Here is a 15,816-nt window from a genome sequence, read left to right as displayed (position 1 = left end):
ATGGACACAGCCGCCGAAGCTGCGCAGAACCCGCGCGGTCCTGCGTACCCCGGCCGCACACCGCCTGCCGACCAGCCACCGAATCACGGAATCGCCGAATCACCGAACGCGTCTTCGACAATCCGGTCATCCCGTTCGACGCGGTGCCCTGTACAGGTCGTCGAGGCGGAGTGGCGCGGGTTCGGGCAGCGGCATCTCGTCCGCCGGCCGGCAGGACTGGAGGAAGTAGGCGAGCAGGCGGCGCGACGCGGCCATGGAAGCCGCCGGGGAGTCGCGCAGGACGCCGTTGTTGGCCAGGAGCAGCAGCGTGATATCGCTGCTGTCGAAGTCCTTGCGCAACTGTCCGGCGTCCTTCGCACGCTGTACCAGCCGGGCGAGGCCCGACTCCGCGCGGGCACGTTCACGCCGGACGTCGGGCGCGTCGGGGAATTCGGCGAGGAACGCGGCACTGAAGCCGCGGTCCTCGGCCTGCATCCGGCAGACCTCGGTGAGGGCGGTACGAAGTCCGCGCCAGGGATCGTCGTCCTTGAGGGCCTCGTCAACGGCCGCAACGCACTGGCCGAGCTGTTCGGAGAACGCAGCCGCGATCAGCGAGCCGCGGGTCGGGAAGTGCCGGTAGAGGGTGGCGGCACCCACACCGGCTCGGCGGGCGATTGCGCTGGAGGGCACGTCGGTGCCGTCGAGGGCGTACGCGTCGCGAGCGGCCTGGAGGAGCCGGGCGCGGTTGTTCCGGGCGTCGGCTCGCTGTCTCGGGGCGGGGGCTCCGTCGGGGGAGGTGGGTGGGTTCCGAGACAGTTGGTCAGGCATGTCTCCCACTTAAGCACAAACGGAAGAGGTCGACCGTTTAGCAGGGTTAGCGTGACGTGATGCTGCGGGCTCCCGCAGCCGGCTCCCGGCCGCGGAGGTGAGCGGCTGCGGGTTCTCCTGTCGAACGACGTGCCGTATGTATGGAGGCTGTCCGTGTTGGCTGTGCAGTACCACCGCTATGGCGGTTCCGAGGTTCTTGCCGTCGAAGAGGTCGAGGAGCCGCACGCCGGGCCCGGCCGGGTCCGCATCGCCGTACGTGCCACCGGAGTCACCCCTGCCGACTGGTACCTGCGTTCAGGGATGTTGCAGGACGTCGTCTCCCTGGACTTGCCCCACATACCAGGCATGGATGCCGCGGGCATCGTCGACGAGGTGGGGAGGGAGTGACCGGCACCGCCGTGGGAGACGCGGTCTTCGGTCTCGTTCCCTACGCGGACCGGGGCGGCGCCGCGGCCGAGTACGCCGTGCTGGAGGCGTGGGCGCCCAAGCCTCGGTCGTGGTCCTTCGGGGAAGCGGGTGGCGCCGCGGGCAATATCGACACGGCCACGCGTGTACTGGAAGCCTTGGACGCCGTCGAGGGCATGACCCTGTTGATCGAGGGTGCCGCCGGCGGTGTCGGCACCATCACCGCGCAACTCGCCCGGGCCCGCGGCCTCACCGTGATCGGCACCGCCAGCGAGGGCAATCACAGTTTCCTCAAGGGACTCGGCGTCGTACCGGTCACCTACGGGCCGGGGCTGGCCGATCGCCTTGCTGCACTGGCTCCGCGCAGTGTCGACGTGGTTCTGGACGCGGCCGGCAAGGGCTCCCTTGCCGAACTGGTGTCCATCGTCGGCGACCCGCACCGCGTGGTGACCATCGCGGACTTCGACGCCGCCCGGCACGGAGTGCGGTTCTCCCGCTCCGAGGCAGGAGGGTCACCGGGCTGGGCAGGGCTGCCGTTTGCGGCGGACCTGGCCGATCAGGGCCGCCTCACCGTCCCCCTGCACGCCGCGTTCCCGCTGAAGGAGACCGCCGCGGCCCATGACGCCAGCGCCGCCGGCCACGCACGCGGAAAGATCATCATCACCGTGCCCTGAGTTGGTGGCGCTCGGGCCGCACTTCGGGTGATGTCTCGGCGCTTCGTACTCGTACGGCTGGAACTCGTAGGGCTGGAGCTCGTACGACTGGAGCTCGTACGGCTGGAGCTCGTACGGCTGGACCTCGTACGACTGGAGAGGGCACCGGTGTCCGGGCCGGAGCGGATTCCGAGTGGCCCGGCGGGCCTCCGTCCGGGGAGGCCGCCGCCGGGTCCTCGTCGCGCGCCGTTCCCCGTCCCCACGGGCGGGCGCGTACTCCGTGGCGCCGCTCCGCTCATTGACGGCGCCTTCGGAGGCTTGTGAGGTGTGTGAAGTTGTCCCGGCGCCGGCCGTACGCGGCGGCACACCGGCAGCAGGCGGGCGCGGCGTCAGACGCCGAGGGCGGGCAGCACCACCGCGTCCAGGTATCCGGTGAGGAACGCCCGGTCCACCGGCCGGCCCTCGATGAGCTGCCGGGCCGCCAGGGCGCCCACCAGCATGTGCGGCACGTACGTCAGCGCAGGGTGGTCGGCGGCCAGCTCGCCCCGGTCCACCGCCCGCCGCAGCATCGCGTCCAGTCCCGTGACCTCCGGCTCGATGAGCTGCTCGCGCAGCGCCCGGTGCAGGTCGGGGTTGTCGTGCACGGCCCGGACCAGGCCCCGCATCAGGGCTGAGTCGCGCTCCATGCGCCGGTCGTCGTCGCGCGCCACCATCTCGTGGAGGTCGCCGCGCAGGGTCCCGGTGTCGATGCCCGCCGCGCGCACCGGTTTACGGTGCCGCAGCGCCCTGGCGACCAGCTCGGGCTTGCCCTGCCACTGGCGGTAGAGGGTGGCCTTGCTGGAGCGCGTACGGGCAGCGACGGCGTCCATCGTCAGGGCGTCGTAACCGACCTCCCGGAGCAGGTCGAGCACGGCCGCGTACAGCTCGGCCTCCCGTTCGGGCGTCAGTCGGCTGCGGCCCATGGGCACCTCCACGTCCCTCGACATGAACGAAACGGTTTCGTACACATCGACGGTACGACGGTACTCCTCCCGGCGGCCGAACGAGAACCTCCGGCCGGTGTTCTGCGTCACGGAGCCAGGAGGTGACGACCGGGCGCGGGCGGTCACGGAGGTCGCGGGACAACGGCCGTCGCGGGACAACGGCTGTCGCGGGACAACGGCCGTCGCGCGGCCACGGAGATCCCGGGGCGGCGGCCGTCAGGCGGTCACGGAGGTCGCGGGGTCGAGTTGCCGCCCGTACGGGGTGCCGAAACCATGGGGACGTGAGCGACGGCGCGTATCTCCGGTTCCCGCATCTCCACGGCGAGATGCTGTGTTTCGCCGCCGAGGACGATCTGTGGATCGCCCCCCTGGCCACCGACGGCGGGCCGGTCCCGCGCGCCTGGCGGCTCACCGTCGACCGCACCCGCGTCGGCCACCCGCGCTTCTCCCCCGACGGCCGGCACGTCGCCTTCACCACCTGGCGCAGCCTGGACCCGGAGGTCCACCTCGCCCCGGTCGACGGCGGTACGGCCCGCCGGCTGACCTATTGGGGCAGTACGGACACCCGGGTGTGCGGCTGGGGCCCGGACGGGGACGTCCTCGCCGTCTCCTCGCACGGCCAGCCCTTCTCGTACTACTCCTGGGCCTACAGCGTGCCGACCGACGGCAGCCCCGGGCGCAAGCTGCCCTGGGGCCCGGTGGCCGACATCGCCGTCGCCGACCTCCCCGCCTGCGAGCTGCCGCCCTGCGACGTGGACGCGGTGGACCCCGCGGGCCCCGGCCCGGTCACCGCCGACCCGGCCCCCACCTCCGGCGATTCCGGTTCCGGTTCCGGTTTCGATTCCGGCTCCGGCTCCGGCTCCCGCTCCGGCGGCGAGGACGGCCACGACCACGGCGGTACGGAGCGCCGCACCCTCCTGCTGACGGGTAAGCCGCCGCACGAGCCCGCCGCCTGGAAGCGCTACCGGGGCGGCGCCACGGGCCGGCTGTGGCTGCACGGCACCCGCCTGCTGCCCGGCCTGAACGGCCACCTGGACTCGGTGATGTTCGTGGGCTGCGACGGGCGCGGGGAAGGCGTGAGGGGCTCCGGGGGCGCCCGGGGCCGGATCGCGTTCCTCTCCGACCACGAGGGCGTAGGCAACGTTTACTCGTGCCGACTGGACGGTACGGACCTGCGCCGGCACTCCGACCACACCGACTTCTACGCCCGGCACGCCTCGACCGACGGCACCCGCATCGTCTACCAGTGCGCGGGCGAACTGTGGCTGATCGACGACCTGGCCCCCACCGCCGAGCCGCGCCGGCTCCGGGTCCGGCTGGGCGGTCCGCGCGCCGGCCGCCGCCCGTACCAGGTACCGGCCGGCTCGCACATCAACTCCGTCGCCGTGGACACCACCGGCCGGGCCAGCGCGCTCGGCGTCCGCGGCAGCCTGTACTGGCTCACCCACCGCGACGGCCCGGCCCGCACCATCCACGACGTCCCGGGCGTACGGGTCCGGCTCCCCGAGATGCTCGGCTCCACCGGCCGGATCGCGTACGTCACCGACGCCGAGGGCGAGGACGCCGTCGAGATCGCCGATCTGCCCAGGGCCGGCACCGCGCGCCCGCCGCGCCGGATCGCGGCCGGTGCGCTGGGCCGGGTCCACGAGCTGGTCTCCTCACCGGACGGCGAGCGGCTGGCGGTCGCCGCGCACGACGGGCGGCTGCTGCTGGTGGACACCGGCGAGGACGGCACGGAGGTACGGGACGACGGCGACAGCGGCAGCGCGGAGGTACGGGGCAACGACAGCGGCGGCGAGGACGTCAGCGGCACGGGGGACGACGCCGCGAAGGGTGACGCCACACGGAACGGTGCCGCACGGAACGATGCCGCACAAAGTGATGCCGGTCAGGATATTGCCGCACGCAACGTTGCCTCGCAAAGCGATGCCGCACAGAACGGCCCCGCACAGAACGGTTCCGTACAGACCGATGCCGTACAGACCGATGCCGCGCGGGCCTCCGCGCCGGTGACCGAACTGGTCCGCTCCACCAACGGCCCCGTACGCGATCTTGCCTTCTCCCCCGACTCCAACTGGCTGACCTGGTCCCACCCAGGCATCGGCCGCTCCCTGCGCAAGATCAAAATCGCCAAGCTGTCCGACGGCACGGTCGTGGACGTCACCAACGGCCGCTTCGAGGACGAGCAGCCGGTCTTCACCCGCGACGGCCGCTACCTCGCCTTCCTGTCCTGGCGCGGCTTCGACCCGGTCTACGACGTGCACACCGGCGACCTGTCCTTCCCGCTCGGCTGCCGACCGCACCTGGTACCGCTGTCCTCCGCGACCCCCTCGCCCTTCGCGCTGCTACCGGACGGGCGGCCCGCGGCGGGCGGCCTGGACCCGGCCGAGCACCCCGGCGAGACCGGCGCGCCGGTGCTGGTGGAGGCCGAGGGTCTGGCCAGCCGGGTGACCCCCTTCCCGGTCTCGGCCTCGAAGTACTCCTCGCTGTACCCGGTCAGCGGCGGCGGGCTGGTGTGGCTGCGCTGGCCGATCTCCGGCGCGCTCGGTGAGACCTTCGCCAGCCCCGACAACACCTCCGGCCAGCCGACCCTGGAACACTTCGACCTGGTCAAGGCCAAGCGCACCGAACTCACCAGCTCCCTGGACTCCTTCGCCCTCAGCGGCGACGGCAGCCGGCTGGTGATCAACGACGAGGGCGAGCTGCGCGCGGTGCCCGCCACCGAGACCGCCGACGGCGATTCGACCGTCTACCTGGACCCTCGGCGCATCCTGCACGACGTGGACCCGGCGGCGGAGTGGCGCCAGGCGTACGAGGAGGCGGGCCGCATCATCCGCGCGTACTTCTGGGACCCGGGTCTGTGCGGCATCGACTGGGACGCGGTGCTGGCGCAGTACCGCCCGCTGCTCGAACGCGTCGCCTCCCCGGACGAGTTCGCGGACCTGCTGCGCGAGGTGCTGGGCGAGCTGGGCACCTCCCACGCGTACGTCACCGGAGGCCGCCGCAACGAGGGGCCGCCGCACTACCAGCGCGCCATCGGCCTGCTCGGTGCCAACTTCGTGTGCCGCGACGGGCGCTGGCTGGCGCAGCGCATCCTGCCCGGCGAGTCCTCCGACCCCAAGGCCCGCTCCCCGCTGGCCGGTACGGGCATCCGCGAGGGCTCGGTGCTCACGCATGTGGACGGCCGCCCGGTGGACCCGGTGACCGGGCCGGGCCCGCTGCTGGCCGCGGCCGGCGGCACCACCGTCGAGCTGACCTTCACCCCCGCCAAGGGATACGTCGGGCCGCCGCGGCGGGTGGCGGTCGTCCCGCTGGTGGACGAGCGCCCGCTGCGCTACCAGGACTGGGTCGCCAAGCGCCGCGCGGTCGTACGGGAGCTGAGCGGCGGCAAGTGCGGCTATCTACACATCCCCGACATGGGCGGGTCCGGCTGGGCCCAGTTCAACCGGGACCTGCGCATGGAGGTCTCGCTGCCCGCGCTGATCGTGGACGTACGGGGCAACGCGGGCGGCAACATCTCCGAACTGGTCGTCGAGAAGCTCACCCGTACGATCGTCGGCTGGGACCTGACCCGCGACGCCGAGCCGGTCTCGTACGCGAGCAACGCCCCGCGCGGACCGGTCGTCGCGGTCGCCGACGAGATGACCTCCTCCGACGGCGACATGATCACCGCCGCCTTCAAACTCCAGGGCATCGGGCCGGTGGTGGGCATGCGGACCTGGGGCGGCGTGGTGGGGATGACCGGCCGGCACCGGCTGGTGGACGGTACGGCGATCACCGTGCCGATGAACGCCGCGTGGTTCGACGCGTACGGCTGGGGGGTGGAGAACCACGGCGTCGAGGCGGACATCGAGGCGCTGCGCTCACCGCTGCACTGGGCCGAGGGCCGCCACCCGCAACTGGGCGTCGCCGTCCGTACGGCCCTGGACCTGCTCGAACGCCACCCGGCGGCGGTCGCGCCGGACCTCTCCGGCGTGCCGGACCGCCGGCGGCCGACGCTGCCGCCGCGCGGGGCGCGACCTTCGGAGGACGAGCACACAGGGCGCGGGAACGGGAACGCAGGGCACGGGAACGGGCACGCGGGCGGCGGCGGGAGCGTGGGTGCTCTGTCCGCACGGCCGTACCGGAACGGTGGCGGCCCGGCCCCGGACTCGGCGTCGGATCCGGGTTCGGCCTCGGACCCGGGCTCGGCGTCGGACCCGAGCTCGGCCTCGGCCCCGGGCCGGGGTTCGGCCTCGGGCTCGTATCCGGGCTCGGCCCCGGGCCTCACCTGAGTCCGATCAGGAAGCGCTGGTCGGCCCCTCCCGTGCAGGGTTCGCGCTGGAACAGCGCGCCGGACACGGCCGCCCGCTCGTCGTCGCCATCCCGCAGACCGATGCAGCCCTCGCGTTCGGCGGGCCGCATCCGGTAGACCGGGCGCTCCCGCGTCCCGGTGACCCGTTCGATGCGCAGCCGCTGGTCGGGGCCGTGCTCGGAGCAGTGCTGCTCGGGATACGGCTCCAGCAGGCCGTCGGCCGCCCCGTGTTCCCGCAGCACGGTCAGACATCCGGGTCCGCCCTTGTCGGGGTGCGTCCACTTGATGAGGAAGCGGCCATGGCCGACCGGCACCAGGTAGGTGCGCGGCGGTACCGCGCGGGAACAGGGGCGCAGCCCGGCCATCGTCCTGTTCCCGCCGGTGCGGTCCTCCGTCGCCTCCGACAGGCACAGGCCGGGGGCGGCGGCCGGACGGATGCGGGTGAGCCCGTCGGGCGGCCGGCCGGCCGGACCGGCCCCGCGGCCCTCGCCCGTCCCGGTGCCGCCGGCCGTCGGCACGGCGCCGGGCGCGTGCCGGCCGGGCGCCGGGGAAGCGGGTCCGCCGTCGCCGTCACCGGGCGTCAGCAGCCGGGCCGCCACCGCGAGCAGCAGTACGGAGGCCGCGGCGCCGCTGAGCAGCCACGCCCTGCGGGACGGGCGGGCGCGGCGCGGGGGGTGCGAGACCAGGGTGTCGGCGGGGAACTCACCCGGGGTGGCGACGGCCTGCTCGTCGATGGGGGCGGCACGGATGGCGGGAGAAGGAGAGCCGAAGGCGGCGGCAGGCTTCCTGATGGCGCCGACCGGGCCACGGTCGTCACCGTCACCCGCATCACCAGCCCCGGCATCTCCGTTGCGTGCTTCAGCAGCTCCCGCAACGCCGTCGCCCGCAACGTCATCACACGCAACGTTGTCGCTTGCGACGTCCTCCCCCGCAACGCCGTCACCCTCAACGCCGCCATCCTCTTCACCGGCGTTCGCGTCGACACGTGCGGTCACGCGCCCGGTGTCGGCGGCGCAGGGCCGGGACGTGCCGGCGGTCTGCCGCCCCTCCAGTCGGGCGCCCGCCGCCAGCCACTCCCGGACCTCCGCTTCCTGGCAGCCGCAGGCCCGTACGTACGCGGCGAGCACATCGGGGCGCGGCGGGGCCGGCCGGCGCAGCACGTCCGCGATCGTGCTGCGCGCCAGGACATCGCCGTGTGCCGCCGCCCGCTGCTCCAACTGCCGGTACGTCAGACCTGCGTGGTCCTTCAGATGGCGGAGCTGCGCCATGAACTCGTCGGTGCGGCAGGGTACTTGGGGGCGCCAGTGCCCGCGGCTGTCTCCCGGGCTTGCCATGCGGGCCATCTTCGCCCCGGCTCCGGCCGGCGGCAACGCTCATATCCGGCCAGCCGTCCCTGTCCGCACACAGAGCCCGCGGACCCCACCCGCTTCCTCCGCCCTCACCGGCCCGCCCGAGCCCTCACCGGTCCGCCCGAGCCCTCCCGTCCGCCCGTGCCTTCTCGTCCGCCGCGCCGCCCGCGCCCACCAGCCCGGTCCGCAGGCCCTCGATCCGGTTCCCGAAGCGCCGCATCTCGCGCTGCCCCACCGTGCCGATGACCGAGGGCAGACAGCCGCGTACGGACTGCATGCCGCGCAGCCACCACTGCCCGTACACATGCGCGGAGCGGCGTTCGATACCGGCGACGATGCGGTCCACGGCGGGCCCCAGCGGGTAGGTCTTGTTAGAGGGCCACGGCAGCCGCGCGCGCAGCTCGCGCATCACCTCGTCCTGGTCGGCACCGCGCACCATGTCGGTGTCGGTCCAGCTCAGATAGCCGACACCGACCCGTACGCCCTTGTGGCCGACCTCGGCCCGCAGGCTGTGGGCGAACGCCTCCACACCGGACTTGGAGGCGCAGTAGGCCGTCATCATGGGCGCCGGGGTGAGAGCGGCGAGCGAGGCTATCTGGAGGAAGTAGCCGCGGGAGGCCGTCAGCGCGGGCAGGAACGCACGGCCGGTGACCGCGCTTCCGACGAGGTTGACCTCGATGACCCGCTTCCAGGCGGCGGGGTCGGAGTCGGCGAACGGGCCGCCGGTCGCCACCCCGGCGTTGGCCACGACGATGTCGGCCTTCCCGAACCGCTCCTCGACCTCGCGGGCGACCCGGGCCATCGCCTCGTGGTCGGTGACATCCGCGTGCCAGTGGTGTGCCTCTCCGTACAGCGAGGCGGCGACCCCGGCCAGTTCCGCCGGCTCCAGACCGACCAGCGCGAGGGTGGCGCCGCGCGCGGAGAGCTTGCGGGCCAGCAGCTCACCGACCCCGCGGGCCGCGCCGGTGACCACCGCGACCTGCCCCTCCAGGCCCCTGCGGGCGTTCCTGCCGGTGCCCGTGCCCGCGCTCGTATGTGTTCTCATGCCTGTGCTCATGCGTGCACTCATGCGGTCCTCTCCCCCTCTTCCTCTTCCTCTTCCTGCTCCTGCCACCGCGACCGGGGACTCCACGACGCCTCGGCCTCCCGGTCCGTGCCGAGAAGGTGATCACGCACCAGTTCGCGGATGCGGCTCGCGACCACCGCCGGTTCCTCCATGGGCGTCATGTGTCCGGCGCCGGTTATCTCGGTCAGGCCGAGGAAGTGGGGCAGTACGGAGGCCAGCCGGCGGGCCTGTACGGGAGGCGTGAGCCGGTCGGCGGTGCCCGCGATCACGGCCGTCGGTACGGTCAGCCGGCCCGCGCCGCCGGTGAGTTCGAGGCCGGAGAGCACCCTGCCCCACTTGGCCCGTACGCCCACCGGGCAGCTCTGTACGATCCGGGCGCACGCCTCCACCTGCTCGGGTGTGGCAGCCGGCCCCATCGTGGCGTACTTCAGGAGCCGTTTGGTGACCGGTGTGACCGGTCCCAGCGGGGCGCGGGAACCCAGCAGCAGGGCGTGCGCGCGGCGGCGCGCGCCGGGCGTACGCAGCGGTACGACCCGGGATTCGGCCGCCAGGTTCGCGCTGCCGGTGCTGCACAGCAGGACGGCGGCGGCCCGCTCGCGCAGGGCCGGCCGGTCCGCGGCGGCCATGATCGTCATGCCGCCCATGGAGTGCCCGGCCAGTACGGTCCGCTCGCCCGGGGCGAGGGCGGCGTCCAGGACGGCCACGAGGTCGTCGGCCAGCGCGTCGGTGCTGTAGCCGGCCGGTCCCACGGCCGGGGTGCGGCCGTGCCCGCGCTGGTCGTACAGCACCACCTTGTGGTCGGCGGCCAGGTCGCGGACGACCGGCGCCCAGAAGGCGGTGGAGCAGGTCCAGCCGTGCGAGAGGACGACGGTGGGGACGGCGGGGCCGGTGGAGGCGGCGGGCACGGTGGAGGCGGCGAGGACGGCTCCTGATGACGGGCCGTACGCGCCCCCGTCACCGTCACCGTCACCTGGCCCGTGGATCTGCGCGTACAGCCGGGTGCCGTCGGCCGAGGTCACGGTCAGCTCGCGGCGCGGTGCCGGAGGCGCGTACGGCCCGGACGTCATATGTGCCGGACGCTTCACAGGGACGGCGGATGTCATCAGTGCCGGACGTGTCATGCCACCGCTCCCGTCGTCGTGGGCCGCGCACCGGGGACCGCCGTACGGGCGGGGGCGCGCAGCACCTGGTACTCGGCGAGGTCCACCTGCCGGGTCACCTTCTTGAACTCGGCGGTGGTGCCGGGCCAGACGGTGGTGTTGCGGCCTTCGGCGTCCAGGTACCAGCTCGTGCAGCCGCCGGCGTTCCACACCGTGTGCTCCATCCGCTTTTGCATACGGCGCGTCCAGGCGTGCATCGCCGACGGCCGGGCATCCAGCGCGATCTTGCCGCCGAGGGTGTCGAGCTGCCGCATGAAATCACTCAGATAGGTGAGCTGGGACTCGATGATCAGAATCATCGAGCTGTTGCCCAGGCCGGTGTTGGGGCCGATGATCGTCAGGAAGTTGGGGAAGCCGGCCACGCTGGTGCCGCGCAGCGCCTCCATGCCGTCCTTCCACTCCTCGGCCAGCGTCGTCCCGTTGGCGCCGGTGACCCGGTGGGCGATGGGCATGTCGGTCACCCGGAAACCCGTACCGAAGACGATCGCGTCGGCCTCGGTACGCGTACCGTCCGAGCCGATGAGCACATTGCCCCGCACTTCCTTCAGCCCGGTGGCCACCACCTCGACGTTGGGCCGGGCGAGCGCCGGGTAGTAGTCGTTGGACAGCAGGATGCGCTTGCAGCCGATGCGGTAGTCCGGGACGAGCTTGGCGCGCAGCGCGGGGTCCTTGACCGCCCGCCTCATATGCGCCTTGGCCACGACCTCGACCAGTCTCATCTCCTGCGTCCGCTTGGTGAACGCGCTGACCTGCAACTCACGGATGCTCCAAAGAATCCCGCGGCGCAGGGCCCGGGTCGCCGGTACGGCACCGTGCAGCCACCGTTCCACGCCGCTCACCCGGCGGTCCAGGCGCGGCAGCACCCAGGCGGGGGTGCGCTGGAAGAGAGTGAGGCGGTCCACCGCCGGCTGGATCGAGGGGACGATCTGGATCGCCGAGGCGCCCGTACCGACCACCGCGACGCGCTTTCCGCGCAGGTCGTAGTCGTGGTCCCAGCGTGAGGAATGGAAGACCCGGCCGGGGAAGGTGTCCAGTCCGGGAACATCCGGGATCCGGGGGTCGGACAGCGGCCCGGTGGCCGAGACCACGACATCCGCCGTCAGCTCCCCGCGCGTGGTCTCGATCTCCCAGTGCAGTGCGTCACCGTCCCACCGCAGGCCCAGTACTTCGGAGTTGAACCGTACGTGCGGGCGTAGCCCGAAAGTGTCGGTGACGTGCTCCAGGTACGCGCGGATGTGCGGCTGTCCCGAAAAGCTGCGCGGCCAGTGGGGGTTGGGGGCGAAGGAGAATGAATACAGGTGCGAGGGCACGTCGCATGCGCACCCCGGATACGTGTTGTCCCGCCAGGTGCCGCCCACCGCGCCGGCGCGCTCCAGGATCACGAAGTCGGTGATGCCCTGGCGGCGCAGCCGTACGGCCGCCCCCAGCCCGCCGAATCCGGACCCGATCACCGCCACCCGTACGTGCTCACGCTCCTGCCCACGCCCCCGCACGTGTCCGTGTTCTCGCTCGGTCATGCCACCGCCTCCCGAGATCGGCTGAACCGCGCCAGCAATCACTGGCACGATGGGAGAGTAGGGCAGCCTCGTACCGAGCGGTAGGGGGTACGGGCCAGGAAGTTACCGGCGGTCGCACCCCGGACCGCCGCCGGGCCCACGTCATAGGCTGAGCCCGTGGCGAACCAGCGGAAGACGAACGAGGCCCCCGGCGGCCCGGCCCCCGACCGGCACCCCACACCGCACACACCCCCGCCCCCGCCTCCTCCCTCGTCTCCCTCGTCCCCTCGCGAATTCCGCATGTCCGAACTGGCCGAGGAAGCCGGCATCACCGTCCGCACCCTGCGCTTCTACCGCGAGCGCAAGCTGCTCCCGCCCCCGCGCCGCGAGGGCCGGATCGCCTGGTACACCGAGCACCACCTCGCCCGGCTCCGTACGATCACGGCCCTCCTGGAACGCGGCCACACCCTGGGCGGCATCGCCGAACTCCTCTCCGCCTTCGAAAGCGGCCGGGACGTCGGCGAACTGCTCGGCCTGGAATCCACGATCGTGGCGCCCTGGTCGGAGGAGACACCGGTCCGGCTGACCCCCGAGGAACTCGCCGACCACTTCCGCGACGACGTCACCGCCGAGAATCTCTCCGCGTCCCTGGACATCGGCTATCTCGCCGTGGACGGTGACGAGTTCGTCCACGTCAGCCGCCGTCTCCTGGACGCCTCCACCGAACTGGTCGCCGCCGGCGTCCCCCTGGCCGCCGTCCTGGCCGCAGGCCGCGAGGTCCGTGCCCACGCCGACGCCCTGGCCGCCATCTTCACCACCCTCATACGCACCCACGCCCTGTCCGACATCCTCAGCCGCTCCACCCCCGGTGATCCCCCACCCCAGAAGAGATCACCCGCCTCACCGACATCATCGAAAAACTCCGCCCCGTCTCCAAGGCCGTCGTCGAGGCCGAGGTCTCCATGGCCATGGACCGCCGCATCCGTACCGAACTCGACACCTGGCTGAGCGAATCCCCCACCCCGGACAACTGATCACCCCCACCTCCGAACGGGCGCACCGTCACAAGTTGATCAAGGTTGCCGCCGGCCGTTCGACAATGTCCGCTCATGTCTACTCTGATGCCCTCATGCCCATACAGTTCTCGTCCTGTGCCTTCGGATACCGCCGCAGACGACGCGTCATCCGCCGCTTCCACTGCCTGATCCCGCAAGGGCGCACCGTCTTCCTCGGCCCGAACGGCGCGGGGAAGAGCACCGTGCTCGGACTCGCCGCCTCGGCACTGGCCCCTCAAACGGGAAGCGTCAGTTACCAGGGCCTGGCCACCGGCGACCGCAGAGCGTTATCCGCCTACCGACGGCGCGTCGCCTGGATGCCTCAGCACCTGAGCGCCGTACCCGGCCTGACGGCGCGCGAACAGGTCGCCTACGTCGGCTGGCTCAAAGGCATGTCGCGGGCCGAGGCATGGGACAGGTCGCTCCGGGCGCTTCAGCAGGTGGAGTTGGGCGACCGGAGCAACGACAAGATCGGTCAACTGTCGGGAGGACAGCAGCGCCGGGTCGGGGTGGCGCAGTCCCTCGTCCACGGCGCGGAGGTGCTGCTGCTGGACGAGCCCACCGCGGGCATGGACCCCCGGCAGCGGACCGTCTTCCATGAAATCCTCGGCAATCTGCCGCGCTCGGTCCACGTGCTTCTGTCCACCCACGACACGGCCGATCTCGAATCGGTGTACGACAACGTGCTCGTGCTGCTCGACGGACGGCTCACCTTCCAAGGCACCGTGGACGATTTCCTCTCCCATGCCGCCCCGGGCGCGACGCCGGGACGGCAGGCCGACTCCGCCTACCACGTACTGACCGAGGGAAGCCGGGCATGAGCTTCCTCAAGGCATTACGACGGTCATCGCTGCCCTGGGCCGGCCCCGTCCTCATGGGCATCGCCCTCTTCTACGCCTTCACCTGGCGCACCCGCGCCACGGGATTCGGCGCGGACACCGTCTTCGTCACGGCACGCGCGCTGGGCCCCGTACCCGGAGTGCTCGCGGGAATCGCCGCCTGGGAGGCGGGGCGTCTGCGGGCGGGGCAGGTGTGGTCGCTGACCCCTTCCCGCGGCCGGTACCGCATCGCCCTGGACACGGCCCGCCCCGTACTCCTCCTCATCGTCCTCCTGGACACCGCGGTCCTCGCAGTCGCCTCGCTACGGGTGTCCGCCCTGCCCAGGTTCGAGGACCTGCCCCAGCTCGCCCTCACCCTCACCCTCCAGTGCGGGGCCGCCGTCATCGGCTTCGGCACCGGATGCCTGCTGCCACGCACGCTCGCGGCCCCGGCGATCACCCTCGTCCTCTCCCTCTGGATCCTGATCCCGGCCTCGCTGGAGACGCCGTGGGTGCGTTACCTCAACGGGCTCCCGGTCGACGCCGCCACCGTCACCGACAGCATCGCCCCCGGCGTGCTGCTCGCCCCCGCCCTGCTGATGGCGGGCGCCGTGACCGGGGTACTGCTGGCGTCCGTCCGCCGGGGCAGCCGCCTGGTGAGGGCGGCGGCGGGCCTGTGCTGTCTGACCGCCGCGGCCGTACCGGCGCAGGCCCTGGTCGCCGACGCCGGGTACGAGACGCCGACCGTTCCGCGCGCCGGGGCCCAGGTGTGCGACAAGGGCACCGCGCGCACCCCGCGCATCTGCGTACCGAAGGAGTTCACCGCCGCCCTGCCGCGTCTGCGCCCTACCGGTGAGGCGCGCGGACGGGGCTTCGTACGGGATGCGCGACGGCTCCCTAGAGGTCGAACACCGCCGTGACCGGCGCGTGGTCGCTCCAGCGCTGGTCGTGGGTGGCGGCCCGTTCCACGTACGCCTTGATGCAGCGGGCGGCGAGGGACGGGGTCGCGACGTGGTAGTCGATGCGCCAGCCGGCGTCGTTGTCGAAGGCACGGCCGCGGTAGGACCACCAGGAGTACGGGCCCTGGGTGTCCGGGTGCTGGGCGCGGACGACGTCGACGTACGCGGCCTCGTCGAAGACGCGGGTGAGCCAGGCGCGCTCCTCGGGGAGGAAGCCGGCCTTCTTCTGGTTGGCCTTCCAGTTCTTCAGGTCCGCTTCGCGGTGGGCGATGTTCCAGTCGCCGCAGACCAGGACCTCGCGGCCGGAGGCGGCGGCGCGTTCCTTGAGGCGGACGAGGTGGGGGAGGAACTCCGCCATGAAGCGTTCCTTCTCGTCCTGGCGCTCGGTGCCGACCTCGCCGGAGGGCAGGTAGAGGCTGGCGACGGTGACGCCGGGGAGGTCGATCTCGGCGTAGCGTCCGCTGCCGTCGAATTCCTGGGAGCCGAAGCCGACCTGCATCCGTTCGGGCTCGCGCCGGGTGTAGAGGGAGACGCCGGCCCGGCCCTTGGCGGCGGCGGGGGCGTGCAGGGTGTGCCAGCCGTCGGGTGCGCGGACCTCCTCGGGGAGCTGGCCGGGCTCGGCGCGTACCTCCTGGAGGCAGATCACGTCGGCGTCGGTCTGCGCCAGCCACGGCAGGAAACCCTTCTTGGCGGCGGCGCGCAGGCCATTGACGTTCACGGTGGTCACGGTCAGCAAAGCAAGCTCCCTCTTCGCGCTGGCGGCAGCGCAGC

General features: G+C 72.5%; 10 protein-coding genes and 2 pseudogenes. 5 read left to right on the top strand and 7 right to left on the bottom strand.

Annotation, left to right across the window (positions count from 1 at the left end; all coding sequences use genetic code 11):
• Positions 1-126 precede the first annotated feature (126 nt).
• The gene (locus tag KGS77_RS20975) at positions 127-807 is read right to left on the bottom strand and encodes a TetR/AcrR family transcriptional regulator (protein WP_242584134.1); all 681 of its coding nucleotides are present in this window, start codon (positions 805-807) and stop codon (positions 127-129) included.
• 153 nt (positions 808-960) lie between these two features.
• On the opposite strand from KGS77_RS20975, the pseudogene KGS77_RS20970 reads away from it, so the two are divergent.
• A pseudogene (locus tag KGS77_RS20970) lies at positions 961-1,886 on the top strand (NADP-dependent oxidoreductase).
• Between the two features lie 368 nt (positions 1,887-2,254).
• Here KGS77_RS20970 and KGS77_RS20965 read toward each other — a convergent pair.
• Positions 2,255-2,827 (bottom strand): TetR/AcrR family transcriptional regulator, encoded by a 573-nt coding sequence (locus KGS77_RS20965; RefSeq protein WP_242587595.1) that lies wholly within the window; start codon positions 2,825-2,827, stop codon positions 2,255-2,257.
• A 302-nt stretch (positions 2,828-3,129) separates the two neighbouring features.
• Between KGS77_RS20965 and KGS77_RS20960 the strand changes: the two genes are divergently transcribed.
• Positions 3,130-7,122 (top strand): S41 family peptidase, encoded by a 3,993-nt coding sequence (locus tag KGS77_RS20960; protein ID WP_242584133.1) that lies wholly within the window; start codon positions 3,130-3,132, stop codon positions 7,120-7,122.
• On the opposite strand, the gene KGS77_RS20955 is transcribed toward KGS77_RS20960, so the two are convergent.
• The 4 genes from KGS77_RS20955 to KGS77_RS20940 form a co-directional block, all read right to left on the bottom strand.
• Positions 7,115-8,476, bottom strand: a complete 1,362-nt coding sequence (locus KGS77_RS20955; RefSeq protein WP_242584131.1) for a helix-turn-helix transcriptional regulator — start codon at positions 8,474-8,476, stop codon at positions 7,115-7,117. The two genes, KGS77_RS20960 and KGS77_RS20955, sit on opposite strands and share 8 nt — an antisense overlap.
• Positions 8,477-8,600: 124 nt before the next feature.
• On the bottom strand, positions 8,601-9,548 hold the full coding sequence (locus tag KGS77_RS20950; RefSeq protein ID WP_242584129.1) for an SDR family oxidoreductase: 948 nt from the start codon (positions 9,546-9,548) through the stop codon (positions 8,601-8,603).
• An 8-nt stretch (positions 9,549-9,556) separates the two neighbouring features.
• Entirely contained in the window at positions 9,557-10,678 is a 1,122-nt protein-coding gene (locus tag KGS77_RS20945; protein ID WP_242584127.1) for an alpha/beta hydrolase, read from the bottom strand.
• On the bottom strand, positions 10,675-12,234 hold the full coding sequence (locus KGS77_RS20940; RefSeq protein ID WP_242584125.1) for an NAD(P)/FAD-dependent oxidoreductase: 1,560 nt from the start codon (positions 12,232-12,234) through the stop codon (positions 10,675-10,677). The genes KGS77_RS20945 and KGS77_RS20940 overlap by 4 nt, the downstream gene beginning before the upstream one ends.
• Before the next feature lie 279 nt (positions 12,235-12,513).
• Between KGS77_RS20940 and KGS77_RS20935 the strand changes: the two are divergent.
• The 3 genes and pseudogenes from KGS77_RS20935 to KGS77_RS20925 all read left to right on the top strand — a co-directional run bounded on the left by KGS77_RS20935 (position 12,514) and on the right by KGS77_RS20925 (position 15,006).
• Positions 12,514-13,247 (top strand): annotated as a pseudogene (locus KGS77_RS20935) (MerR family transcriptional regulator).
• 95 nt (positions 13,248-13,342) lie between these two features.
• Positions 13,343-14,089: an ATP-binding cassette domain-containing protein gene (locus tag KGS77_RS20930; RefSeq protein WP_242584123.1), complete on the top strand. Its 747-nt coding sequence runs from the start codon at positions 13,343-13,345 to the stop codon at positions 14,087-14,089.
• Positions 14,086-15,006 (top strand): hypothetical protein, encoded by a 921-nt coding sequence (locus KGS77_RS20925; RefSeq protein ID WP_242584121.1) that lies wholly within the window; start codon positions 14,086-14,088, stop codon positions 15,004-15,006. The genes KGS77_RS20930 and KGS77_RS20925 overlap by 4 nt, the downstream gene beginning before the upstream one ends.
• Here KGS77_RS20925 and KGS77_RS20920 read toward each other — a convergent pair.
• Positions 14,984-15,781, bottom strand: coding sequence for an exodeoxyribonuclease III (locus KGS77_RS20920; protein WP_242584119.1), 798 nt, complete (start codon positions 15,779-15,781; stop codon positions 14,984-14,986). The genes KGS77_RS20925 and KGS77_RS20920 overlap by 23 nt on opposite strands.
• Positions 15,782-15,816: the final 35 nt, after the last annotated feature.

The sequence above is a fragment of the Streptomyces sp. MST-110588 genome (genome assembly GCF_022695595.1).
Classification (GTDB): Bacteria; Actinomycetota; Actinomycetes; order Streptomycetales; family Streptomycetaceae; genus Streptomyces.
Note: the sequence above shows the minus strand (reverse complement) of the source record. Positions and strands in the feature narration are given on the sequence as shown.